Source organism: Actinopolymorpha singaporensis (assembly GCF_900104745.1).
Taxonomy (GTDB): domain Bacteria; phylum Actinomycetota; class Actinomycetes; order Propionibacteriales; family Actinopolymorphaceae; genus Actinopolymorpha; species Actinopolymorpha singaporensis.
The window spans coordinates 2,347,564-2,373,105 of the sequence record NZ_LT629732.1 but is presented as its reverse complement, the minus strand read 5'-3'; the positions used below and the strand labels follow the sequence as shown (position 1 = coordinate 2,373,105).

Annotated in this window: 14 protein-coding genes and 1 pseudogene; 6 read left to right on the top strand and 9 right to left on the bottom strand. The window is 66.8% G+C overall.

Annotated elements, in window-relative coordinates; all coding sequences use genetic code 11:
• Positions 1-60: 60 nt before the first annotated feature.
• Positions 61-162 carry an exonuclease domain-containing protein gene (locus BLU27_RS31195; protein WP_422386100.1) on the bottom strand — a complete coding sequence of 34 codons (102 nt, stop codon included), beginning with the start codon at positions 160-162 and terminating at the stop codon, positions 61-63.
• A gap of 972 nt (positions 163-1,134) precedes the next feature.
• Here BLU27_RS31195 and BLU27_RS10780 point away from each other — a divergent pair.
• A complete protein-coding gene (locus BLU27_RS10780; RefSeq protein WP_092652901.1) occupies positions 1,135-1,476 on the top strand; it encodes a hypothetical protein in 342 nt (113 codons plus the stop codon).
• 187 nt (positions 1,477-1,663) lie between these two features.
• On the opposite strand, the gene BLU27_RS31190 is transcribed toward BLU27_RS10780, so the two are convergent.
• A complete protein-coding gene (locus BLU27_RS31190) occupies positions 1,664-1,789 on the bottom strand; it encodes a hypothetical protein (RefSeq protein ID WP_277869325.1) in 126 nt (41 codons plus the stop codon).
• Between the two features lie 13 nt (positions 1,790-1,802).
• Positions 1,803-2,246: pseudogene (locus BLU27_RS31185) on the bottom strand (glycoside hydrolase family 2 TIM barrel-domain containing protein); the annotation flags it as partial.
• Positions 2,247-2,414: 168 nt separating this feature from the next.
• Between BLU27_RS31185 and BLU27_RS10770 the strand changes: the two are divergent.
• The 5 genes from BLU27_RS10770 (at position 2,415) to BLU27_RS10750 (ending at position 7,965) form a co-directional block, all read left to right on the top strand.
• Complete coding sequence (locus tag BLU27_RS10770; RefSeq protein WP_241827907.1) at positions 2,415-2,867, top strand: lamin tail domain-containing protein; 453 nt, start codon at positions 2,415-2,417, stop codon at positions 2,865-2,867.
• A gap of 376 nt (positions 2,868-3,243) precedes the next feature.
• Complete coding sequence (locus BLU27_RS10765; RefSeq protein WP_092652897.1) at positions 3,244-3,636, top strand: hypothetical protein; 393 nt, start codon at positions 3,244-3,246, stop codon at positions 3,634-3,636.
• Between the two features lie 413 nt (positions 3,637-4,049).
• Entirely contained in the window at positions 4,050-4,895 is an 846-nt protein-coding gene (locus BLU27_RS10760) for a vWA domain-containing protein (protein WP_092652895.1), read from the top strand.
• A complete protein-coding gene (locus tag BLU27_RS10755; RefSeq protein ID WP_277869291.1) occupies positions 4,892-5,719 on the top strand; it encodes a protein phosphatase 2C domain-containing protein in 828 nt (275 codons plus the stop codon). Before BLU27_RS10760 ends, BLU27_RS10755 begins: the two co-directional genes overlap by 4 nt.
• A gap of 305 nt (positions 5,720-6,024) precedes the next feature.
• Positions 6,025-7,965 (top strand): protein kinase family protein, encoded by a 1,941-nt coding sequence (locus BLU27_RS10750; RefSeq protein WP_172804928.1) that lies wholly within the window; start codon positions 6,025-6,027, stop codon positions 7,963-7,965.
• Between the two features lie 22 nt (positions 7,966-7,987).
• Here the strand turns inward: BLU27_RS10750 and BLU27_RS10745 are convergent, their stop codons facing one another.
• From BLU27_RS10745 to pglW, 6 genes are read right to left on the bottom strand one after another with little or no spacing between them, the layout of a single operon-like run.
• Positions 7,988-10,054 carry a DEAD/DEAH box helicase gene (locus tag BLU27_RS10745; RefSeq protein WP_277869306.1) on the bottom strand — a complete coding sequence of 689 codons (2,067 nt, stop codon included), beginning with the start codon at positions 10,052-10,054 and terminating at the stop codon, positions 7,988-7,990.
• 41 nt (positions 10,055-10,095) lie between these two features.
• Positions 10,096-11,424 (bottom strand): BREX system ATP-binding protein BrxD, encoded by a 1,329-nt coding sequence (brxD, locus tag BLU27_RS10740; RefSeq protein ID WP_092652887.1) that lies wholly within the window; start codon positions 11,422-11,424, stop codon positions 10,096-10,098.
• The gene (gene pglZ, locus BLU27_RS10735; RefSeq protein WP_092652885.1) at positions 11,421-14,093 is read right to left on the bottom strand and encodes a BREX-2 system phosphatase PglZ; all 2,673 of its coding nucleotides are present in this window, start codon (positions 14,091-14,093) and stop codon (positions 11,421-11,423) included. The genes brxD and pglZ overlap by 4 nt, the downstream gene beginning before the upstream one ends.
• Positions 14,090-17,755 (bottom strand): DUF6079 family protein, encoded by a 3,666-nt coding sequence (locus tag BLU27_RS10730; RefSeq protein WP_092652883.1) that lies wholly within the window; start codon positions 17,753-17,755, stop codon positions 14,090-14,092. Before BLU27_RS10730 ends, pglZ begins: the two co-directional genes overlap by 4 nt.
• A 15-nt stretch (positions 17,756-17,770) precedes the next feature.
• Complete coding sequence (gene pglX, locus BLU27_RS10725) at positions 17,771-21,328, bottom strand: BREX-2 system adenine-specific DNA-methyltransferase PglX (RefSeq protein ID WP_092652881.1); 3,558 nt, start codon at positions 21,326-21,328, stop codon at positions 17,771-17,773.
• On the bottom strand, positions 21,325-25,470 hold the full coding sequence (gene pglW, locus BLU27_RS10720) for a BREX system serine/threonine kinase PglW (RefSeq protein WP_092652879.1): 4,146 nt from the start codon (positions 25,468-25,470) through the stop codon (positions 21,325-21,327). Before pglW ends, pglX begins: the two co-directional genes overlap by 4 nt.
• Positions 25,471-25,542: the final 72 nt, after the last annotated feature.

Sequence of the window (25,542 nt, the reverse complement as noted above, 5' to 3'; positions counted from 1 at the left end):
ATGCCGTGCACGAAGACCGGACCGGCATCGCGGCCCTGCGGATTCATCAACGTCGCGTTTTCATCCAAGGATGCGACCCGATGCGTCTACCCGGGCAACGGCGATCTCTATGATCCGGTCGCATTGAGCCGGAGAGAAGCCCGTGGTCTCCAGGTCGATCACCAGGTACACGCCGTCGTGCCGATACGCGGACTTGCCAGGTACATCCCCGTACACCAACAGCGGACCCCGCGCATCTGACTTGGCGAACCTCCCGGACCTACCTCCGCCCACGGCCTGACTCAGCTCTGCGAACGGATACGGCCCCGAAGTCACCCGTACGGCAGGCCGCCTCGGCTCCACAGCATCCTGCGCCGCCGCCAGCTGGGCTCGCTCTTCCCGGCGTGCCTCCGCCACAGCCACCACCCCAGAGCCAGCAACACCAGCAGGCCAACAACGAACTCACAGTGCCCCAGACCTACGTCCGTGCTGACCTGCCGTCAGCCCTGCGCGAGCGGGAACATAGCTGTCCCTCTGAAACAAACACAGAAGGCATGGCGGCGGGACCTGTGCTCAAGCCGCCTCAACAGCGGGTCGCCGACGGGTTCGCAGGGTCACTGCGACTGGTTCGTTAGGCACGTTCAGTGTGGTCAGCTCAGAGATCTCCACGTCCGGTGGAGTAAGATCATCTACTTCATGAAGGGTCGTACACTTCGCTCGCGGCATGATCTCCTACGCCAGACACGGCGTGCCGGGCCACACCCGTCGCGCGCCCCCGGTCGGGCGGCGGCCAGCGTCGCGAGGGCTGAGTGAATACGGAAGGGGCCGCGGAGGTAGCGATCCAGGCGCTCGGCGGGACACCTGAAGTGGCCCTCTCGACGTGTACCGGGCCACACGCTGCTGATCCTGCATTCGTCGAGCAGGCGATGGATCAATTAGTGGATCGCTCGCCATCAAACGTCGTCCAGGTGCAGGCTGACCTGGCAGAGCCGCCTGGAGTACGTCGTCCATCGGGGCCGCAACGCGGGCTAGGCCCGTGAACTGAACGTCGACCCGGTGAAAGTCGCGGAATGGGCGATTGTTCTGCTCGTCATGGCATCGGTCTGGTGGACACTTTTCTCCATCGCCCGAGCGGTCTTCTCGAGAGGCAGAAGCATGACCGAGACCCTGGCAGAACACGACCCGGACCTCCCCGAGCCTCCTGAGGACCCCAGGCAGCACGCGACCGTCCTCCTGGTCACCCGAACCTACTTCTCCCCGCTCGGCGCGGCCGTCTGGCGGGTCCAGACATGGGACGGAGCGGGGCGCGAGGAGTTCGAGACCGGCGAGCTCGACGCCGTGGTCATGGCCGTGAAGTCGATGGTCGCGGAAGTCAAACTCCTCCTCGACCCAGAGACGGGCCGGCTCGTCGACTGGCCCGAGGGCGCCGACCGCACGCTCATCGAGCCGCCGGACCCGCACGTGGCGAATCCGTTCCTGATCCCACCCGTCGACTGACACAACAACGCGGTCCCCGGTCCCCGAGGAGTTCGCGCCGTGGGCGCTACGCCACGGGCGCGCAGTCGGCACCCAGGGGCGACTCGGTGATGATGAGCGGCTTGTGGTGCCTGTCGGCCCAGGCGCGCAGCTCGGTTTCCAGTCCGCGTTCTGCGGCCGCGAGGTCCCCGGTGTTGACGTACCAGCCCTAGTAGCGGTTGAGCATCACCACGTCGAAAAGGGCGGTGACGACCTCCTTGTCCGCGGACGCCATCATGACGTTGACGAAGCCAACCGGCCGGGTCGGGTCGAGCCGCCAGGCCTCCTCCGCCAACGGCGCTCCAGAGCACCACGCACGGATAGTTCTTGTCACGGGCGACCAGCTCCCCGATCGCTCGGTGGTGGACCTTCTGTGTGGCGGCCTTGATGGTCTCCTCGGAGAACGTCGCAAGCCCGCTGGCACCGAAGAAGGCGCCGCCGAGGCCGAGGTTCAGCCCGACCGCGGGGGTCTCGTCGATGACGACGATGCCGTGCCGGTCGGCGTAGTCCGACACCTCCTCGGCGTAGGGGTAGTGGGAGGTGCGGAACGAGTTCGCACCGAGCCAGTCCGTCAGCGCGAAGTCGTGCACCATCACCACGCTGTCGTGTGCCTTACCACGCAGGTCGCTGTCCTCATGCTCGCCGAAACCCCTGAAGTAGACCGGCTCACCGTTGATCAGGAAACGGGTGCCGTCGACCGAGACGGTTCTGACGCCCAGTGCCTCGCCCCACCATCGGCCGATCGGCGTCATCGTTTCCGGCGCCGCTTGCGAGGCGATGGTCGTCCAGCACGATCCGCGCGCTGTTCACGACTCGTTGACGCCGGCCTTGCAACATCTCCTCAGCAACGCGGGGGCAGGGCGGAATGAGCGGGCGGCTCATCCGGCCCGATGTCAGGTCAACACCAAGAGGGGAACCACGTGAGGAAGCGGCTGATCGGCCTCGTCTCGTCTCTAGCCATCGGATTGGCGGTCTCGCTGGCCGCCACCGTACCGGCGCAGGCCGCCACACCGGCCGTCATGTTCACCATGGCGTACTACAACTCACCAGGCACCGACACCGGCTCCAACACCAGCCTCAACGCCGAGTACGTCCGGCTGAAGAACACACGCACGTACGCGATCAACCTCAAGAACTACACCGTCCGCGACAAGTCCAACCACGTCTACACCTTCACCAGCTTCTCCCTCGGCGCCGGGAAGAGCGTCTACATCCACACCGGCAAGGGCACCAACACCAGCGTCCACCGCTACTGGGGCCGCAGCGCATACGTGTGGAACAACACCGGCGACACCGCATACCTACGCAACAACAACGGCACCCAGCTCGACACCTGCTCCTGGGGCAGCACCGGCAGCTACACCTACTGCTGAACCCTTACAGCACACCCGGCGTGTACTGCTCGCCCGCAGGCCCCGGAGGTGTCGCGTACACCCACCGGGGCTAGCTCATGTCCGCTCGCGACTTCGCCAGGACGGTGTCCGGGCCGATGTCGGACGCGGCCGGATCAGTTGTCCCGGCCACCTCACGTCGGCGCTGCGGCGCCATCGGGATCAACGGGCAGGCCAGGATCCGGAGCAGGCGCAACGCGGCGTAGGACCATCACCGCGTCAGCCACAGGCACGTTCGGCAAGCCCTGGGATCACTGCCGGCGGGGCGCGCACTTCCCGTATGTCGGGACCTCCTTGTCCGGAAGTAACACCGTGCGACGTGTTTACCTCGCCTCGTGATCGGCCTACGTTCGGCTCCATGAAGAAGCTGGGTCAGTACTGGGGGTACCTGATCTTTGCGCTGCTCATAGCAGCCTGGTGGAGCAGGCAAGTCGGCCCCGTTGCGTTGGTCATCCTGTCGGCGATCGTCGCGGTCTACTTCCTGTTCCGCGCGCCTGGATGGTGTGGAGCAGAGACACGCCAGCACACGCTGTGCCGCAACAACGCGTACGGACTCCTCCTGGGCTGCCACTTCAGAGAGCACAAGTGGCAGAAGCTCAAGATGATCTTCATAACCCACCGCTGGCGGGCTCTCAACAAGGGACTTTGGGCGAGCCCGAAGGACTGCCTAGCGACTGTCGGCGGGGTGGTCGCGATTGTCTCTGGCATCGTGGCGAGCATCACGCCGTTTATCCCCGGCCTGTCCAAGTGAACCCTTGTAAGCCACGGAGTGCGCGACTCTGGCTAGCAGTGCCGCTGACGTCAATTGCACATGAGACGTCGATCCCGGTGTGTACACCACCCCGTCTCCTCCCGCTCAACCCCGGGGACAGTCCACCGCGTGCGTCGAACGCTACAACCGGCCCCCACGGCAGCTACTAGTTACAGGCATCCGGAACAGGACGATCCCGCAGGTTGGACTGCGCTCGGTCTTGTGAACCGGACGTCGCCGGCGTCCATCGGGGAGCACCGACGTGCCGGCCACAGCGGACAGCACCGAGGGCGCCCCTACCCAAAGTAGTGACAGGACTCGGGCGGCCCCGTTAGAATCTCCGCCCAGGGGGGACCGGTCCGGTGCTGGGGGCTGCGGTCTCTGAGGCGACACACACTTCGGGAGCACCACGCATGCCGTACACGGCCGAGATCAGCCGTAACAACCCGGGCTGCTTCATCTTCCTGGTAGATCAGTCCACCTCCATGACCGATGCGATTGGAGGCGACAGCGAGGTTCCCCAGCGGAAGGCGGACGTCGTTGCGGACGCCATCAACCGGATCCTCATCGAGTTGTCGGTGAGGTGCGCCAAGGAAGAGGGCGTGCGTGACTACTTCCATGTCGCCGCCATCGGCTACGGCTCCACCGTCGGCTCAGCTTTTGCCGGGGAACTTTCCAGCCGGGACCTGGTCCCGTTGAGCGAAGTCGCCGACAACCCCGCGCGCGTAGAAGACCGACAGAAGAAGATACCTGACGGCGCCGGCGGCTTGATCGAGACCACGGCCAAGTTCGCCATCTGGATGGATCCTGTTGCCAACGGCGGCACACCGATGAACCGGGCACTGCGCTACGCAGAAACCTTAGTATCGGAGTGGGTCGCACGCCATCCTGATGGCTATCCGCCCATTGTCTTGAACCTCACCGATGGTGAGTCGACCGACGGAGATCCGACATCTGCAGCGAGCGCGTTGACGAGTCACGCCACGAGCGATGGCGAAACTCTTCTCTTCAACTCACACGTTTCCGCAGCTGGAGGCGTCCCTGTCACCTTCCCGGACTCTGACGCTGGTCTCCCGGACTCGTATGCTCGCACGCTCTTCGGGATGTCGAGTCTCCTTCCTGCAAATACCCGCGGATACGCTGCAGAAGTCCTTGGCAGCCGAATCGGAGAAAACGCACGAGGCTTTGTTTACAACGCGGACATTGTTTCGATCGTTCAGTTCCTCGACATCGGCACCCGAGCCTCCGAACTCCGGTGACTCCGACACGTTTTTTCCGCACGCATCTCCAAGTACCGAAAGCCGGAAACACTCCTGCCGAGTGTGAGGATGCACTGCGAGTTTCTCCTGACGTGCCATACCACGACTACTTTGAGGACGCCGTTATTGCGGCAATGTGCGACGGCGCCTCGGAGAGCATGCTCGTTGAGCACTGGGCCGGCTTACTTGCCGAGACCGCCTTGCAGCACGCTTCGACTGCCTCATTCTTCGATGCCGCGGAATCATTTTCTGACTTCGCAACTGACGCTATCGTCAAATGGCGCAACTGGCTGGCCGAATACCTTGCAACTCGGTCTCAGCAGGGACGACCGCTGAAGTGGTACGAGGAGGCAAAGATTCCGCAGGGGGCGTTCTCAACGCTGCTGGTTATGCGGGTCGATCCAACCAGTGACGACCACGCCGCTTCGTGGAAGGCCGCCGCCCTCGGAGATACATGCTTGTTCCACGTGCGCGACGAACAGGTCATCGAGTCATTTCCGATCCAGAACATCAACGAGTTCGGGAATACCCCAATGCTCTTTGGGAGCTTAAACCGCGACGTCGCTCTTATTTCTGAGCGGACGCAGTTTCGCCACGGCATCTGCGAAGCTGGCGACGAGCTATTCATTATGACTGATGCGCTGGCGGCATGGTTCTTCTCGTGTAACGATAAGGCCAGGTCCGAAGAGGCACTACACCAGTTGCGGAAATACAGCCTGCATGAGAATTTGGAAGACTTTACTCAGTGGATCTCTGAGCTCCGGGCGACTGGAGAAATTCACAACGACGACGTCTCTGTGATTCATGTCGAGGTACAGGGTTAGTCGTGATGGCGGCCGGTTCAGCGGGTCTCGGAAATGCAGGCTCACCCAAAGCTTTTCCATCGGGCGCCGACTACGCTACTGCACTTCAAAACCCGGCCCACGTTTTTAGGGCACCTGAGCTCAGGACATGTCGGGTTGACACGAACAAACTCGGCATGCCGAAACCCATGTCGGGGAACTTCGCGAGTGTTTTTTCGCTTGAGACTACAACTGGTCGACGATACGCACTAAAATGCTTTACGCGGTATGTCCCTGACCAAGAATCACGATATCACGAGATCAGCAGTCAGCTAAGCAAACTCTCCATGGCGCAACTATCGCAGCCATGGAAGATGGGCTTCGAGTATTTGCGCGATGGCATACTGGTTAATGGCAGCCGGTATCCCGTATTGAAAATGGAGTGGGTAGAGGCAACCACACTGGCGAACTGGCTTGAGCAAAACTATTCAGACAGGGCTGCGACAAGGCGCCTCGCCAAGCGGTTTGCAGACCTTACGGTTGATCTCGACAAGGCCGGCATCGCCCACGGTGATCTTCAGCACGGCAACCTGTTGGTCGCATCGGACGGAACCTTCCGCCTGGTCGACTACGACGGCATGTACGTCCCCGGCATGCGCGGCCTCCGCGCGTCGGAGACCGGCCATCGCCACTACCAGTCTCCGTCGCGTAGTGAGGCAGACTTCGGGCCGACCATGGACCGGTTCTCCGCATGGGTCATCTACTTGTCCCTTCTCGCGCTCTCCGTTGATCCTGGCCTCTGGGCCAAGTTGCACGAACCCGGCGGCGAATACCTGCTGCTCGCGGAAGATGATTTCAAGTCACCTGACACTGCGCCGCGGTTCCCGGAACTGCTAAGCCATACGGATCAAGCTGTTCGGGACCTTGCCCAAGCTGTTCGCAGCCTAACGTGGCAACCGCTGGACGCGCTGCCTCCGCTGTCCACCTCACAGCCCGTCGCGTCGACGCAGCCTGCGGCTGGAGTTAAAGCTTCATGGATGACGTCGACACCTCCTACACATGCCACTGGGGCACGGCCCGGCAGCCTGCCTGGGTGGCTCGCTTCTCACATCTCCGCCGAAGGAACACCTACACCATCCCCGTCACAAGTACCTGCCTCTCCGGCGACCAGTGGATCTGTTAGAGCGGAATTCTCAGGACGTCGTTTCTTCGATGTTGTCCTGTTACTACTAATCCCCCTGTCAGTTTTGCTGCCAGCGCTTCTAGACGTCTCCGGACGGCTCGCTCCAGGAGCGTTTCCGAGCACTCTTGTCGCCACATTCAGTGGAGTACTGCTCCTGAGTCTGCTGGGAAGGCGTATACGGACAGAGAGCCGGGACACCCGAAGTCGGATCCGCGAGCTCGAGCAACAACGCCGGGCAGCCGTTAATCCGTCGGCCGAAGCTGACCGCATTCAGCGGGAGCGAGAATCATTCGAAAAGACCGAGTCTCTCCGAGCTGCCACCGTCGCCAAGAAGCGGCGAGACCTGAATGACGGGATGTCGCGCGAGTTGGCCTCCGTTAACGTGACCAGCGCTGACGCTATTCAAGCTATCGACATAAAGATTGCCAATCTTAGCAGCGATCTACAGGCTGCCTTTACAAGGGCGTTGGCCCCGCGTCAGAGGACATATGTGGAGAACGAACTGCGGAAAGCGCTGATTTCCCGAGCGAACCTCTCTTCCATCGGCGAGAAGACGATCGCCAATCTCGCTGCTCGTGGGATCCGGACAGCTGCGGATTTCGTTGATTTTCGACTCACTGCCGGGGGTGGCGGCGGCACGAACGTAGTTCTTGTCCTGCCCAGCGGCCGCACTACGAGGGTTCCGGGCATAGGACCGGAAAGGGCCCGTATTCTCAAGGATTGGAGAAGTCGGCGCGAATTGCTGGCAGCTAAAGGCTGCCCCATCCAGCTTACGCATCAAGAACGCGACGACATCAAGAGTCAGGTCAACAGGAAGAAGATCAAGCTTGAGGGCGAGCGAACCACCGCGGCGGAGACGGCACGCAAGATGCGGGACGATGTGAAACGACGGGTCCAACGAGAGCTAGAGATCCTTGAGACAGAGGATGCGTCCGCAATAATGCGCGCAAAGACCAAACGTTCGTCGTTCGACCAGCAGCTTGCAGATCTGCAGAACAGCCGACTCAACCTTGCCATCGTTGATGATGCGCTTGGCCGGGCCAGAGAAGATCAGCAGAGGCTGTCGCACATGCGCTACCTGCACTTCGTCTTCACAGGTCGCTGACATCAGGTTGGCAAAGTGGTGGTCATCTATGGCCAGCGCTGACGTCGACATCACGGAGGAGGGCTTCCCGCGCCCAACGCACGCCGGACAGATCTTTGAGTCGCTCTGCGAGGGTAGCTCTAGCTAGTTCGGGTGGCAGCGCGGCGGAGAACTTCAGGCCGTCGAGGGCTGCGTTGTCCACACAGGGGCGGGCTTCGAGTAGGGCTTCGCGGCGCTCGTCCAGGGCGGACTGAAGGTCGGCGGCGCGCACGTGCGGCCTTAGCCTTAGTCTCAGGTCCCCGACGGCTGCGGTGTCGTCCACAAGATCGCTCAATCCTTGAGCTAGCGCCGAGTTGGCGGCGAAGCCGGCGAAGGTCCACCAGTTCACTGCCCCGGCGCTGTCGCTGACCACGTACGTCCGGTCGCCGGCGCTAACGAAGGCGTGGTCTTCGCGCAGCTCGCCCAGCGCGTCCTGGGCTCGGCGGGAAAGCCGCACTCCGTCGGGCGACGAGCCAGCCACGGCGTCGTGGTGCGCCCAAGCGAGCTCGTGAGACATCGTCCGCCCTCCACCGTTCCATCGCGAACGGCCACGTAGATCGGTCGCCTCCACGAAGACCTGTCGTCTTCTCCAGTCCACGTGCCTCACCAGCCACGAGCGTCCGCCGAGCAACACCAACCGCGGTCCGCCCTCGGGCCGCGTCACCAGGGACAGCGCGGACAGCGACCCCAGCACCTGCCGACCAAAGAGGACCTGGAGCATCGGCTCGCTGGTGAAGGCGGACGTCAACTCCAGGAAGTGCCGTCGCCCGTACTCCTTCTCCGCCCTTGGACCGATCGACAACAAGCCGCCGTCGTCGACCACGAAGCCTTCGGCGACAAGATGAGCAAGCACCATGTCAGCACCCGGTACGACCGCCAGTCCGTCGAGCCAGTCCCACAGGTCGTGGTGAACGACCTGACGCTCCTGAAGCATCAGCCCGAGGATCTGCTGCGCGACGATGTGCAGCGGGAGCACAGGTGGACGTACCGGCTCCACGTAGCCGCGACTCCACAGCAACAGGATCGACGCGGCCTGCCACAAGGAGGCCTGGCGGGTAGTGAGGAAGAGCGTGTTCCGCGTGGTGCCGGGCCGCCGCCCAGTGCGCCCCATTCGCTGCAGAAAGGCAGCGACGGTCGATGGCGCGTCGATCTGGATCACGCGATCGAGGTCACCGATGTCCACCCCGAGCTCGAGCGTCGACGTGGCGACGATGGCGCAGTTCGACGCAGCGGCGAACCCGGCTTCGGACTGGCGCCGCTCCGCCGCCGAGAGGGACGAGTGCGACACGAACGTCTGCACGCCGTTATATCGAAGCGCGACCGCCAGGTCCTCCACCTGCGTCCTGGAATCGCAGAACACCAGCCGCTTCTCACCCTGGTGCAGGCGGGCGATCACGTGGGCCGCGTTCTGCACCGAGCCCACGTAGTCCAGCTCCACCTCCGGCACGGCGTCGGACCCCGCTACAGGCGGATTCACAACCCGCCGAGCCGCAGGCGAGTCCCCCGCGAACCAGTCCAGCAGCACCTCAGGGTTGCCGACCGTCGCCGACAGCCCGACCCGTTGCACGGCCCGGCTGGCCAGCCGGGTGAGCCGGGAAAGGACTCCGAGCAGGTGCCAGCCACGGTCGTCGCCACCAAACGCGTGAAGCTCGTCGACCACGATCGTCCGTAGGTCGCCGAACAGCCACTGGTGGTCCACCCGAGCAGACATCAGCATCGCTTCCAGCGACTCGGGCGTGGTGAGGAGTACGTCGGGTGGGTCCTTGGCGATCCGCTGCCGAACCGAGTCCGGCACGTCCCCATGCCACACCGTGGCGCGACGGCCGAGCCAGGCGGTCATGGCCGACAGACGCGGCTCGAGGTTGTTGACCAGCGCACGCAGCGGGCACACGTACAGGACGCTCAGCCCTCGCCAACCGCCGGCGGCCATCCGAGATAGCAGCGGCAACATCGCCGCCTCCGTCTTTCCGCCGGCGGTAGGAGCAAGTAGCAACGCGTCCTCACCCGCGAGCACCGGCGACACCGCTGCCTCCTGCAACGGCCGCAGCGACGACCATCCCAGGCTGTTCACCACGTGGTACTGAACGGCCGGGTGCAGGTCGGCGAAACCGCTCACAGCCTCAGGTCGATCTCGTCGACGGATTCTGCGGAAGCCAGTGGCGGAGGTGCGGGCATGGTCGCCCGCTCGGCGTCGGTGAGCTCCCTCCCCGATACCCGCACCGAGTAGTCCCGCCGGGGATCGAACGAAGCATGCTGATCAACCCGGTCCAGCACGTCGACCAGCTTCTTGACGAAGATCCGGGGCGCCACGCCCACCTTGTCACCGAAGTGGCCGGCAACTGCCCGCGCCAGGTCTGCGACATAGGCGTCGTCGACCAGATCAGTGAGCCGGTCGCGGTGCGACGATCCCTGCACGTACAAATCCCGCACCCGCGACCCGAGTTCTAGCAAGGAGTCCTTGTCAAAGCCCGGCAGGCGGATCTGCACCGCCCGGGGATTGTCGAACGTCGGCTCGCTGGAGAAGTCCACGTGCAACCGCTGGGCGAGCGGCGCGAGCCGTTGCATCCCCTGCGGCCCGTCGAAGAACGCCGGTGTACCGGTGATCACGAGCATCAGCCCCGGAAAGCGCCCGGAGTCCACGTCATCGACGAGCTGCCGCAGCGCGTTCAGCGCCTTGTCGCGTACGTCGGAACGAACCCGCTGCAGCGTCTCCACCTCGTCCAGTACGACCAGCAGCCCCGCGTGCCCACTGTCCCGCAGCACGGCGAGCAGTCCCTGCAGGAACCCGAGCGCACCGTCATGGTCCAGGTCGCCCCGGATCCCGGCGACCCGCTTGACCGAGGCGCCGACGTGCGGCTGCCCGCCCAACCAGGCCATCAGCCCTTCGGCCACCGCGACGTCACCGGCGACGCTCGCCCGCCGGTAGGCACGCAGCGCGGCGGCGAACGACGGAGCGACCCGGCTGACCGCGGCCAGCCGCTGCTCCAGCAGTCCCCCGACGCGTCGTTCCAGCTCGTCCTCGTCCACCTGGCCCTCGGCGAGCACGTCTTCCTCGAGCGCGAAGAACCACGAGTCGACGATCGGCCGCAGTGCGCTGGGGGTGAACTCGGCGGTGGCCAGATGCTCGGTGAGCCGCCGGTAGACGGTCTCCAGGCGGTGCAGGGGCGTCTCGTTCTCCGAGATCTGCACCTCGGTGGTGGCGAGCCCGGCACGTTTGGCGCGTTCGGCGAGCCAGCGGCTGAAGAACGTCTTGCCCGCGCCGTACTCACCGCGCACCGCCTTGAAGACCGCCTGACCAGCAGCGATGCGCCCGAGTTCCTCCCCCACGGCGGACTCGAACCGGCCCAGCCCGACGGCCAGGACGTCCAGCCCCTGCTGCGGCACGGTCCCACGGCGCAGCGCGTCGACCACCTCCCGTCGACGCTGCTCGCTGATGCTCACGTCTCTCCCGCCTGCGTCCTGAGTAGGGCCGCATTGAGTCGTACGGTGTCGCCCTCGATCGTGAGTACCTCGTAACCGTCCAAGTTAACGACCCGCTGCGCAGCCGCGACCTGGTTGGCCACCCGCCCCTCCGGGATGTCCAACGCCCGCGCCACGACCGCCCGTGTCGCAGCACCGCCGTGGTCGTCGAGTGCTCGCAGCAGCACCTCGAGGCGTTCGGCCGGCATGCAACCGCGCCGGACGCGCTGCAGCTGGGCGGTGACCGCTTCGCTGGCGAGTACCCAGGTGATCCAGTTCTCGGCCGCGAGTTCCTCGGCCCCGAAGAGCGCATCCTCGGCGGATGCCGAAGCGGGAGTTGGGCCCGAGGCCGCGCGGCGGCCGTTGCCGCCGTTCTTCCGCTTCGACGGTGCACGCTCGGCCGCCGGTCGCTCCGCCTCCACCCCGTTCGTCGTGCCCACCCACCAGTCGGGCTGGGGATGATGCCGTACGCGCCAACCGGGCAGGTCCAGCGCCGTACGCGCCAACAGCGCAAGCGGGATGACGACCTCCTGGGCGCTCGCGCCCCCGTGGTAGCCGTTGCGCTGCTTGGCATAGCGCAGCTTCTCGTTCCACGGCGCGACCACCCGACCGCCGCCGAGCAGCACCCGAGGCCCGGTGAGTTCGACCTCGTCAACCTCGACTGGACGCGTGGACGTACGGAACCGCGCTCCCCCGCTGCTGTCGGACTCCAGCCGGGACCCGCGTTCGTGGACATGGCCGTGGTCGCTGACCAGGAGCACTAGCCGATCGGCCTCCTGCGCCGCGGTGAGGAGCTCCACGAAGCGGTCCACGGAGTCAGCGGTCCACGGCGCACGGCCACCCTTGTCGAGTGTGTCGTCCACTGTGTTGACGACCGCGCCCACCACCTTCGCGGGCCCGCTGATGGCGTCGCGCACTTCCGTCGACAAGGCGCTGCCAACCTTCGCCGCCGTCAGGTCGCTCTTGTGGAACAGCGACCATCCCCGTTCGCCGAAGGCAGCTCGCTCGGTGGCGGCTGATCCGTCGGTGAGGCGGCCGGTCAGCAGGCTGGTCCGGGAGACGCGAGTGATGGACGGCAACACCGAGATGACCGGACGCTCGGGCGCCAACGTGTGCTCGAACCAACCCCGGTTGGACAGGTCCTCCACGAGCTCGCAGGCGACACCGGTGGACATGCCGTCGAGTACGAGTACCAGCACACGTTCCTGCTCTGCCAGCGGAAGTACGACGTCGCTCAGCACATCCTCGGCGGGCAGCAAGTCGGTCAGGGTAGAGCCGGTTCGTACGTGATCCGCAAGAAGGCGAGCGAACCGTTCCTCGTGCGAAGCGCGAATCCCGTCGACGACCTCACACAGTGCTGCGTACGCCTCGCCGACGGCTCGGTCGACGTCGCCCTCCCAGACCCCCACTCGCGCCACGTCCACCCAGGCGTCCTCGCGCTGTTGCCGGCGCGCAGCCTCGGCCAGCTCGGGCGCGGGTTTGGGCGGATTGCTCCGCTGCGAAGCCACCCAGCGCATCAGCCGAGCGGCCATCTCGGCCCGCCGGCAGCGTTCGGTGTGGTTGCCCACCAGCGCGTGGGACAGGACGTCGCCGAGCGCCTCCTCCATCGGCCCCAGGTGCGCGGGCGAGAGAGACCGTTTACGCAGCAGACGGGCGATCTCGGCTCCCAGCCGGCCGATGCGCTGGCCGAGGCCGATCTCGAGGATGACACTCGCGTACGCCAGACCCGTGGCGTTCTGCTCGGCAAGAATCTCTTCGGCGCGGTGAATGACCTCGCCCACTCCGGCGCGACCACCCGCTGTCAACCGTCGCTGGACAAGCGCGTCCGCGGCCTTGCCCCATTCACGGGCCACCTCGTCGGCCAGCGCGCCGCCGACCGTACGAGTCTCCAACATCGTGCGGGGAACCTTGCCGTCGTTCAGCACACGAGGCTGCGTCAGCGCGGACAGGACGAGACCCACCGCCACGGTGTCCTCGCCATGCTCGCCGGACATGCAGCGCACCACCGCGTCGATGACCCGGCCGTCCCGGCTGCGCCCGACCAGCCACTCCGACAGTCCGGCTCGCACTGGTTCCTCGACCGCCCGCCACCTGTCGATGTGCGCGAGATCGAGCGTCCACTGCAGCAGGGCAGCCAGGTCGAGGTCAGCCCGGCCAAGTCCGGCCAGGCGGTGACACAGCTCCGAGAGGGCGGTCTCCTTGTCCAGGTAGCCGCTTCGTACGGGCTCGTATCCCTCGCTCGGCGCGTACTTCAGCAGGGCGTCCACGGCCCAGCTCATCCGGGTGAGTTCCGGGGCGATCTCGCGGCAGCGGAACAGGCTGGTCAGCTGGTACCAGCGGTCGAGCGGTAGCACCCGCTGCCCCGCGATCCGGGCGCGGATGCTGTCGCCGAGTTCGGCGCTTTCCTGGTCGGTGAGGAGGACGAGCAGATCGGACTCCGGCAGCTCCTCCAGCTGGTCCAGAGCGTCCCGGATGGCCAGAGTGGAGACGCACGGGCGTACGACGATGCCCCGCCCGCCGGACAGGTCCACCCGCTCGTCGTGGCTCCATGACGGGCTGGCGAGCAACGCGACCACGCGCGCCGTGCTGTCAGCCTTGAGGACGTCGACGACCTTGGAGCGCACCAGGGCCGGTGTGGCGAGGAGGCTCACTCCACCTCCCAGGTGATCCGTACCCGCTGGTGCTTTCGTACAAGATCCTCGATCGTGGCGACGACGCCCCGTATGTCTGCGGTGTTGGCGACGAGCGCCTCCCCGTGCGATGTTTCGTCCCGCCGCCACGGTGGCAACTCTGGGTCCGACGGCGGACGAGGACCGTCGGGCTTGGTCTCCGGCTTCCTCGTCGCCTCCAGGACGAGCTGGCGCGCGCCGGCATCCGCGGACCCTAGCGCCGGCTGCAGATGCTTGGTGAACTCGTTCGCCGTCCACACCTGCGCCAGGTCGTCGACGATGCCGGTGGCCCGCAGCCCGAGCGGGTGGTCGGTTCCCCAGCTCGCCACGGTGGCCAGGATGTTCCAGTCCACCCGACGGATGGCACTGAGCAGATCCCCAGCGGTCGCCAGGCTCCGCCCGACGTGCAGTCCGGCAGCAGGCAACGCGATGCCAGCGAGCCGATCGACCAGCGCCACGTCGCCAGTGGCTGCTCCCAGCTCCTCGCACAGCCGGCTCGCACCGTCGGCGATCTGGTACCGCTCGGTCGACGTCGGGTCGGCCCCGCGCAGCACAGTCGGCCCTCGTTCGGCGAGTGCGGTGACCAACTGCTCGGCCGCACTTCGGTACGACGCGACCTTCGACCGCACGTGTCCGGCGAGCACGCTGACGTTGCGTGCGGTCAGCAGTTCGGTGACGTCGCCGATCCCGAAGATCGCCTGCGCCCGCTCGCGCGCCTCCCGCCACGCGTCCTCACCGGGGAGTTCCTGCTCGACGAGCTCGGCGTCGGAAGGCAGCGTCTGCAGCGTCCCCACGTCGATCGGCGGGCGGCTACGGCTGGCGATACTGCGGTTGGTCTGCTCGGCGAAAACCAGCAACACCAGGTCCGCGATCTCCTGCGGGAGCCCCATCCGCTTCGGCTCGTCCAGCCACGCGCGCAGCTGGCCGACGCTCACCGGCTTCCCGCCCAGCCCCGCGTCGGAGATCTTCCGGTTGAGGTGCTGCACCCAGTGGTGACCGAGCACGAAGTGCTGCGCGTGCTGTTCGCCGAGTCGGAGCGGCATCGCGATCCGGCTCATCACGCCGCGTTCGCCGGACTCGACCATGATGCGGTGGCCGGGGTCCTCGATCGCCCGGCGCACCTGGGCGTGGACCTTGCGCAGGTCCGCGGTCCGCACCTCGGCCGTCCCGAACAGCGGATGCGCCGGGAAGTCCGACGTGAGCATCTGGTCCAGCAGGTTCTCGTACGCCTGCCGCAGGCTTGCCCCGGCCGGCACCTTCGGCTCGAAGCTGGGGTCGAGACTGGCGAACATGTCGATCCCGCCGTGCGCGGTGTCGACCAGCGTCTCGTCGGGAGTGCCCACGCCGTACGCCTGCAGCAGCGCGTTCTCCAGCCGGCTTCGCAGCTGGTCCCGCTGGGCGACCATCTGCTGCCGCGCGACCGCGCGGTCGTTGTCGGACAGGTGCCCGGCCAACTGGTCGAAGCTCGCACCCAGCGCGTACTGCAGCCGTACGTAACGGCCAAGGTCACTGACCGCCTGGGAGGTGAGGTGCCGCGGCACCCAGCACACGGTGTGCGCGGGCCGGCGGTCACGGAGGTTACGGATGCGTTCGAGGTCCTCGACCGGGGAGTGCCCCTCCTCGTCGAAGGGGTAGTCCAGGACCGCCCGCCAGCCGTCGTGGCTGGGCTGGAACGCGCTGTCGCCGAGGTCCGCCGGGTCGCGGACGTTGCCGTAGAGGAGTTCGACGGTACGCCGGGTGCCGCGCCAGATGGTGGAGGTGACGGTGACTCCGTCGATGCCAAGGCTCTCCCGGGTGCCGAGCATGTCGAACAGCAGGAGCCGCACGACCTGACGCCGCGCGCCGGAGGAGTCGGCGGACTTGGCGTTGTCGAGGATGCCCTCGATGTCCACGCCTTCGAGACGTACGGAGATCAGCGGGTTCGTCTCGTCACCGGTGATCTGCACCGTGCCCAGCCGAGCCGCCCACTGGCGTACGGCCCCCAGCACGATCCCAGCCTCCTGACCGGGCACCATCGAGCGGATGTAACCGTGGTTGAGAGCCACAATCTTCCGCGCGGTGAGATCGCGCAGTGAGTCGACCTCGGGCATCAGCGCGGCGAGCACCAGTGTCTTCGCGATCCGGTCGTCGCGGCGGAAGGCGTGCGTGGCCGCCAGGCCCGGCACGTCGTCCTCGCTCACCTTGTTGATCTCCAGGATCAGCCGGCGCAGGTCGCCGTAGACCTTCTGCGCGCTGCGCCACAGGTTGCCGAGCTCGCCGGTGAGCGGGTCGTCACCGGCCACCAGCACGTCGAACAGGTCCGCGATCGGGACGAGCTGGCCGAGCTGGAGGGTGTCGCGCTGCTCGACCAGGATCTGCCGCATGACCCGCAGCGCGGTCCGCTCCCGCTGCAGCGCACCGGACAGCGCGATGAGGGTCTCCACGAACGCCGGGGTGAACGGATACGTCAGCCGGAACTCCTTGCGGCCCGCGTTCTCCGTCATCAACGCCGAGCGGATGTCCTGGCGTACCTGTTCGGTCGCGGCGAACGCGGCGTCGATCTGCGCGCGAGCCGAATCGCTTCGGGGCTTGAGGACGCGCCGGGACGCGATCAGCGGAAGGTTGTTGTCGGACAGGCTGATCGTGCCGAACCGGCCCTCCCACCACTTCAGGCTGTCCGCGAACGCGAGGTGCTCGGTGCCGGGCAGGTTGGTGCCGACGAGTTCGCGCAGATCGCGCTGGCGGGCGATGAAGCTGATGATCGGCGCGGGCCGGTTGGCGTTGGCGGCCTCCACGAGCTTGCCGACCTTCGGCGCCTCGCGGGCGACCCAGGTGTGGTCACCCATCCTGGTTGCGAACCACAGGATCAGCTCGTCCAGGAACAACACCAGCCCGTCGTAGCCGAGCTGGGCGGCATGCTGGCTGATCGCCGCCAACCCGTCGTCGATGTTCACGTACGACGACCGCGCGCCGCGGGCCAGTTCGGCGAAGCCCGGCAGGACGTCCTGCAGTGAGGTGACCAGCTCGGCCCGGTCGGGATCATTGGGTGGCTTCTGCAGGGCGGCGTCGAACCGCTCGGCGTCCCAGCCGGCGGCGACCTCACCCCAGCCGTCGTCCTCCTCCTTGTCCCCGAGCAGGGCGAAGAAGGCCTCGTCCCCGAGCCGCTCGCGCAGTGCCCGAGCGCTGTCCAGCAGCGGTGTGTCGATGAGGACGGCGGGCAGCGGCGCGTCCGGGTGCACGGTCCGCACGTACGACAGGTAGCCGCCGAGAACGCCGTCCTCCACCGACTCCTTGCCGACCAGGTGGTACGGCACCATCAGGAACCGCTTGCTGCCGATGAGCTTGTCGTACTTGTGCACCACCGGCGCGAGATCTTCGATGGCGCGCGCCCTGGGGTGGTTGTCCAACAGGGCGTGCAGGACGGCCATGAAGTGGCTCTTACCGGAGCCGAACGAGCCGTTGAGGTAGGCCGCCTTGCTGCTGCGGTCGGCGAGCGCGGACCGGATCAGCGACAGCGCCTCGTCGAAGCGCTGGGCGAGCTCCGGTGTGACGACGTAGTTGTCCAGGGTGCGGTCGACGTCACCAACCCCCTGGGAGAGGTCGAGTACAAAGTCGCCCTTGTGAACCGCATCGGGGACCTCGATGACTTCGGAGATCAGCGTCATGGTTGGCGGTACCCCTCAGGTGGTCTTGCGCCGGCGGCCGCGGGTCGGGGCCGGTGGCCGCCACGCGGTGAGGTCGTCTCGGGTCAGGCCGAGCTGGAGCAGCACCTGGTCGAGGTAGCCGTCGTAGGCGTCGGCCGGGGCCTGCCCGAACTCCGGGTCGACGTCGGGATGCCACTGCCGGATCCAGGGCAGCAGCTCGGCCAGTGCGGCAAGCAGCGGGACGAGTTGCTCCGCGCCCCAGGCGTCCAGCTCCTGGCGTTCGGTGACATAGGCGACGAGGGCCTGCGCCTGCTGAAGGTGGTCGAACCCGGCCCAACCCAACAGCAGCGTGCCGTCGCGGGACGCCTCCGGGTACGACGTGAAGCGCTCCTTGGGCACGTCGAGCTTGCCGCGGTTACGCCAGTACGACACGGAGCGGAAGTCGCCCTGCTTGTACTTCGGCGGCACCGCAATCTTGCCGACCTTCTCTCCCGCGTCCTCGCGTCTCTGCAGGTCCCAGGTCTGCTCCCAGGCCTTGCGAATGCGCATCCCGGAGTCGGTGTAGCGCCAGGCGGACGTTCCCGGGACGTGCTGGTCCCGCACGAGGTCCTGCACCACGTCGAGCAGGTCCTGGTCGCGGGTGTACAGCTGGGCGACGGACACGAAGTCCTCGTCGGTCCGCAACTCGTCGGCAAGCTGAGCGGCGCTCCGCAGGGTCGGTTCGGAACGGAACCACAGGGCCCGGTCTTCCAACCGATCCTGCAGCCAGCCACGCAGCGCCTCGGACTCCATCTCCTCCCAGGACCTGGTTGCCCAACGCCGCTTGCACTCCGACCGTTCGATCAGATGGAGGTACGGGTCGTCCGCGATCTTCTCCAGCCGCCGCTCCACCAGCGCGCGGTAGTCGGCCGGCCAGTGATCGGGGAGTTCGGTGATGGGAGTCGAGCCATGGCGCGTGAACCACTGCGTCTCGACTTCCCCCGCCGCCATCTTGCGGGCCAACGCGATCTCAAACGCCCGCTCGCCCAGCTTCAGCGGTGGCTTGATGACGTCCTTGCCAACAAACGCCTTAGCGTCGTCGCCGAGCAGCCCGTAGAGCCCGTAGACCTCCCAGTCCAACTCCTCCTGCGCCGAGATCATCTCCGCCCGGATACGCGACCACTCCGCGTGCGCGGTTTTCAGCCTCTCCCGGTCGGGTGCACACTTCTCCGCAACAGCGCCCGGAGTGATCGCCTGCAACTCCTGGGCGAGGGAGTCAAGTCGGCTAGCGAGAGTCAGCGGGGCGCCGCCTGCCAACGGGAACTCTTGCAACTTCGTGCCAGTGAACTCGTAGTGGTTCTTCCAGTCCTCACTTCCCATTGCGGCGTAGCCCGCTTCAACGCGGGCACCGCCTCCCTCGCCCTTGTTGTGGCTGACCTGCTTGAGCCAGAAACACGCGGTCGACGAGTTCAGTAGCCCAAGCAGCCGTAGGTGCTCCTCCTCGCTCGTCCCCTCTGGCAACTTGATCGCTGGCCCAGTCCGGTTGAAGACCTTCCCCCCGCGATCCAGAACAAACTGATTGTGCGTCGCCACGAAGGCCATCGCGATACCTAACGGAATCACGTACCTCTCAGGGTGCCAACGACTCCATTCGAACCAGGTGAGCCCGATCTCCTCATGCGTCCCTCCCGGTTCTCGACGTTTGCGCAAGTACGGCTTCGTTAGCCATAAGATTGCACGCAGGCACGGATCCTCAATTGAGGCTTTGAGCCACTCATTATAGGGGAACAGGGCTTCGGTTACCGTAGCGATGTGCCAGTCCCGGACACGGTCCCCTTCAACCAGCGCTGCAATCTGTGGATCACTTACTCCGAATCTCGCCCAGGTGCCAGCGGAGGAGAAATAGGACTCATCCGATCCAGTGTGAGTGGTTCGGCCAATCAACATCACTCGGCTAGACAGCCTTCCGATGGCCGCACCTTCCACTCTGAGGAACAGTTCAGGTGCCCCTCCTCCACTTAGGCTCCATGGGTGCTTCGAGAGAAGGAGCCGGTCAACGTCAGCGACCGACACGTACTCGTCGGCCACGCCAGGTGTGTCGACATTGTTTGTGATGGAGCTCCAGACAAACCCCTTGGCGGGGTCCACAGGCGCTTTCGGCTCGCCTCGTACGCCTAGCACCGCGCGGACGACCTGCGCTACCGGCCTTCGATTGCGTCCAACGACGATGACTGTCGGAGTCCCGTGACCAGGAATGTATGCACCACTGGTGTCGGCGATGAGGGCGAGATCCACGGTCGGGAAGAAATCTTCGATTAGTTTTCGACCGAACTCACGCTTCATAAAGGCGTTCGAAGTGATCTGACCTGTGAATCCCCCGGTCGTCGCCAGGTCGAACAGGCGCTGAGCGAACGGGACGGACAGAGCATAGAGGCCCGCGCATGCACTCCACGCCTGACGGTAGACCTTATTGAGCAGCGGGTCCTTGACAGTGATGTAGGGCGGGTTGGCAACCACCGCATGGTAGCGATCACCGAGGATTTCCTCCAGTTCGGCGGCGTCTTCGTACTCGTAGACGAATTCGCCCTCCGCGGACTGCCCCGCCATCGCTGCCTCGGTCACGCCGGCGATGGCGGCCTGCCCGTTCCGCGTACCGAAAAGCAGGGAGTCTCCGATCGCTACCCGCACCCGCCAGACCGGGGCGTCCTTCAAGCGATTGATGCCACAGGCGGTCAGCGCCGCGACGAGCAGCCGAAACCCAGCGATCGCCACGGCGTACGGGTTGATGTCGACGCCGTTCACCTGACGCAGCACGCGCTCGACGTGTACCCGTACGTCCGCGCCCGGCTCCAGATGCTGCCACCGTCGCAGCAGTCGGGTGAACGCGCCCAACAGGAAGTGCCCAGACCCGCATGCCGGGTCGATCAGCCGTACGTCCGCCAGCCCAAACTCCTCGATGGCTGGGTCGAGCGTCCGGTCGAGGATGAACTCCTCCACGAACTCCGGCGTCTGCAGCAGCGCGTAGTCCTTGCGGGCCTGCTCGGACAGGTCCTGGTACAGGTCACCGAGGAACCGCGTCGACAGCGACGGGTCGGTGAAGTCGTGCACGAGCAGGCCGGTCTCGGGATCAATCCGCCGCCAGAAGTCCAGCAACGCCGTCGCGGTGTCCGGTGCCGGATCCATGACGTGCAACGGGTTCTGCCGCTCGACCAGGGCCCGGGTGACCTCGGAGTCCTCCAACCGGTTGATCGCCGCGCGCAGATAGTCAAGGTCGGAGTGCGAGGAGTACTCGCGGAAGTAGGCGTCCTGCCGCTCGCGGGCCTCAGCCAGCCGGTCGCCCGGGCCGGCCAGCATTGCCTGTTCCACCAACCGGTTGTCCTCGCAGAACCTCGCGAACACGCAGGCTAGTACCCAGCCCGCCGCCACCTGGGTAAGTTGCTGCCCGCGCCAGGTCTCGAACGGCAGACCCGTCCGCTTCCCCTTCACAGCCGCCTCGTACCGCTTGGCCAGCCGCTCGGCGGCCCCGGTGTCGGACTCGGCCAACCGCAGGAGATCGGCCTCGATCGACCGGACCTGGCGTTGCAGGTCTGTCAGCAGTCGCCTCGCGTCGATCATGCGGCTCCACCCTCCCGAAGTGCCGACTCGTGCTTGCTGATCCATTCCTCCGGCAGCGGCATCCACTGCGACCCGAACACCGGCACGGCCACGCCGTCCAACTTCGGCGGCGAGTCGTCGGGCCCCGGCACCACCAGCCAGACCGTGCGCACCGGGGAGTCCGCCGTCGCCCTGAACACCTCGTCGCGGAGTTCGTCGAGGATGCGCAGGCTCGGGTCGTACCTCGTCAGAACTCCGGCGTGGGTGAGCAGCACGCACGGTCCTGCCTCCCGGATCGCCTCGCGCACCCGGGGCAGTGCGCCGCCCTGCACCACACTCGACAGCCGTGACCAGTCACGCGACGAGCGGTCGGCAGCGTCGGCGGCGAGCACAACGTCCCACTTCACCCGGCGTTCCTTGCAGTACGCGCGCAGGCCGGCGAGGAACTCGCGTTCGACGTCGACGGTGTTCACCTGTTGGTGCGACAGACAGGCCTCCGCGCGGGCCAACCGGCTCGGGCGTACGGAGAGAACGACCCAGCCGCCGTCCTCCAGCGAACGCGCCAACCGGTCGTCGGCAGCCACGACGGCGTTCTCGACTCGGCGCCAGTCCGCCTTGGACAGCGTGCCGCCGGTCGAAGCCCGCTGCGGCGTCGAGCGGCCAGTCGTCAGGAAGACCGAGGTGAGCCCCACGCCCTCGGGTTTGCGGGCGAGGTACTTCGACTGCTCGGCGTTCCACACCAGCGGTACGCCGGCGGACTCCAGCAGCGCGTCGAGTTCGGGTCGGCCTGGCAGCGGCGCGGCGTACGGGAAACGCGACATCACCCGCTCGGCCACCTCGCCCGGGCTCAGCTCGCTGACCCCGTACAACGCACCCGCTGCGAGCCGCACCGCGCGCCCGGCGTCCAGTCCGCGCGGGTAGATCTCCAGGCGCGGGGTGACAGCGGCGGTCTCCGCGGCGAGCGCGGCCACCTCGACCAGACGGTCAGGCGCCAGCAAGGCGGGGTCCGTGCCATCGGGAGCGGGGACCTCGCGCAGCGTCTCGACCACCCGCGCGGGTACGGGCAGCGGGTCCGCCGCCGCCATCGTGTCCGCGGCCTCGCCGAGCCCCGAAGCCCACTCCAGCCGCTCGGCGGTCGACGGGCCCTCGCCGACTTCCAGCGGACCTGCCGCGACCAGGATCCCGTGGGTCTGGCGGCTGTAGACCAGGCGCGGGTCACCGTCCAGGTGCTCGTCGGCGAGTTCGGCGTCGATGGCCACCCGTACCAGCGCCTCGGCGAGCCGTGACCGCAGTGGTTCCTCCACCGTGCTGCCCAGCCGGTCCAGCAACCTGGCCGCACAGTGCGCGGCGGACGCAACACCGCCGACGGACTCGACGACCTCGACCACGACGTCGCGGAGTACGCGCATGCCGTCCAGGCCGACCCAGTGGTCCTCGAGCCGCTGGACGGCCTGGCGCATGGTGCGCTGGTCTCGGCCGAGCGCCTTGGACGCGTCGCGGGTGCTCGCCCAGGCGGTGCCGCCGGCTTCACCCAGGCCAAGCAGCGCTTCGGCCACGGCTCTGTCCGCAGAGTCGGGGACCAGCGCGTCGGCCACCTTGTCCAGCAACGTGGGTTCGGTGGGCCGTTCCTGGGTCGAGGCGGCGACCTGATCGGCGAGGTCGCTCAGCTCCTTGCGCAGGCGTTCCCGCGTCTTCGTGCCGATGCCGGGCAGCCAGGTGAGCTGTGCCGGCGGCAGGTCGAGCGCGGCGCCCACGTCGGCGGCGTTCAGTCGTTCGAGGACGGCCAGGACCTGAGGCGACAGGCCGACGGCGCCGATCGGGGTCTCGCGGCTGACGCGCTGTGCCGCCGGCTGCTCCGGAACAACCGTGGCCGGCTTGGCGAACACCGCGTCCCAGGCGCGCTGCATGTCCTCGGCGGTGTCGAACCGCTTGCGCGCGTCGCGGTGCAGGGCGCGCCGGAAGAAGTCCGCCAGGCCGACGGCGTAGGAACGGTCGAACAGCTCCGGGTCGATCGTCACGTCCGCGTCGCCGTAGCCCGGATGCCCGCCACCGGCGCCGTAGGTCGGCCGCCGCGCGGTCGCCATCTCGTAGAGCGTGACCGCGGCTGCGTACCGCTCGGCGGCGGTGTCCCAGCGGCGACGGTCTCCCCGGCCCAGGAAGGGATCCAGGTAGGGCGGGGTGCCGGCCTCGACCGCCTCCAGCGGCTCCCGGGACAGCGAGAAGTCGAACAGAACCAGGCGCCGCTTCTTGCCCTTTCCCCCGCGCTCGCTGATGCCGAGGTTGTCGGGCTTGATGTCGCGGTGTGCGACGCCGGTGCGTTCGAGGTAGTCGACGGTGGCGAGCAGGTCCTTGCCCCAGTCGTGCAGCCACTCCGGCTGCAGGCGCCCGCGCTCGCGGAGCTCCCTCATCAGGGTGCCCCTGCCGGCGAACGTGAGCAGGATCGCCAGCCGGCCGCCAACAAGCAACGGATCGGGATCCAGCAACTGGACGATGCCCGGGTGTTCGCCGAGGAGCGCGAGCGCCGCGGCCTCAGATCGGATCCGGGCGTCCTTCTGGGGGTCCAGTGAGACCTTGAGGACCGCTTCCTTCCCGTCCCGCTCGACCAGCAGCGCCAGAGCGGTGGAGCCGCGGCCGAGCCGCCGTACGACCTTGAAGCCGTCCTCCAGCTCCGCTCCGGCCTCTGCGGTGAGCGGATCGACGGCGACAACCTGCTCCGCCGCCTCGGCCGTGAGCTGCTCTCGGAGCGTGTCCAGGTCGAGCAGGAAGGCGGCCATGTCCTGCGTCCGCTTGGCCGCGTCAGCCATCGTCGCCTTGGCCACCAGGATGTCCAGCCTGTCACTGACGTTGTCGACCTGCGCACGCAGGGACAGGCACCCCTGGGACAACAGCCGACGGGCCAGAGCGCCGAACGACGAAGCCGGCGGGTGCCCGGCGAACAGCAAGTAGGCGATCGCGCCGACGCCGAACACGTCCAACGGGACGCCGTTCTGGCTCCCCCACGCCCACTCCGGGGCGAAGTAGGCGGTCGCGCCCTCCTCGGCGAGCTCGGCGAACGTCTGCGTCGAACTCACCGACGCGCCCGTGGTCGACTCCGAGCCCCGGGTCGCGGTCTGCCAGTCGGTGACCTGGAGATGGAAGCCGTCACCGTCGCGGCGTACCCACACACATTGAGGGCTCAGGCCGCGGTGGGCGAGCGTTCGGCGGTGGGCGTAGGAGATGGTCTCCGCGAGCGTCCGCAGGAGCGACAGGCGGGCATCCAGGTCAAGCTTCGCGTCCTCCTGCTGCAGGAAGTGGTCGAGGCGTACGAGGCTCGGGTCGTGCGGGAAGATCAGCGCCGGGCCGAGGTCGTGTTCGACGAAGTCGATCGGGCTGGCGATGCCGCTGTAGTCGATGCCGCGAAGCGCGCGGTACTCGCGCTCGGCCGCTCGTACGAGCTGGGCGCGGCGGTCACCAGCCTCCGCCTCACCGGCCAGGTAAATGCGCACGCGGCGCGGCGGGTCGTCCCGGAAGCGCTCGTGGCGGGCCAGGAAGTCCTGCCAGCCCGGGCCTTCCTGCATCGCCGGCATCTCCAGCCGGAGGCTGCCGACCTTGCGCCCGCGCTGAGACTGACGAATGCCCGCCTGGTTCACCGCCTTGGCTATCGCGGCCGCCATCGTGGTGTCGACGTCGTCGCCGGGCTCGGTGATGTGGGCGAGGACGCTGGGCAGGTCGGCGTGGTCCTGACGGCCGAAGACGTGGGCGAGACCTTCGGACTTCAGGCGTACGTCGAGACTGGCGTCGGAGAGGAAAACCGCGCCCTCGATCCATGGAACCCGCTTACCGCGCAATGCGGGCTGGGCTGCGAGAAGAGACTTCAGCTTGCGGGCTTTGCGGGTCGCCCCGATCACGGGGTTGTCGACGGGCGCACGGTGCGTCTGCTGCCAGGTGCCGGCGTCACCAACGAGAATGCCCGCCCACGACTTGACCTCCAGGACGATCAGGCGTCGCGGGGTGACGAGCAGCAGGTCGATCTCGTTGACAGACCCATCGGTGCCGATGAACTCGGCGTTGGCCCAGGCGCGGTAGGGCTCCTTCTCGGGCAGGAGGGTGCGCAGATATGCGAGCGCAGCACGCTCCCACGAAAACTCCGACGGCGTGCACTGAACCCAGCGTCCGACGTCCATCGCCCCCCTCCCCGACGGCTTGGACACGCGAAAACCGGCCGACGAGTAGTTGGACCCGCGACCAAGATCATT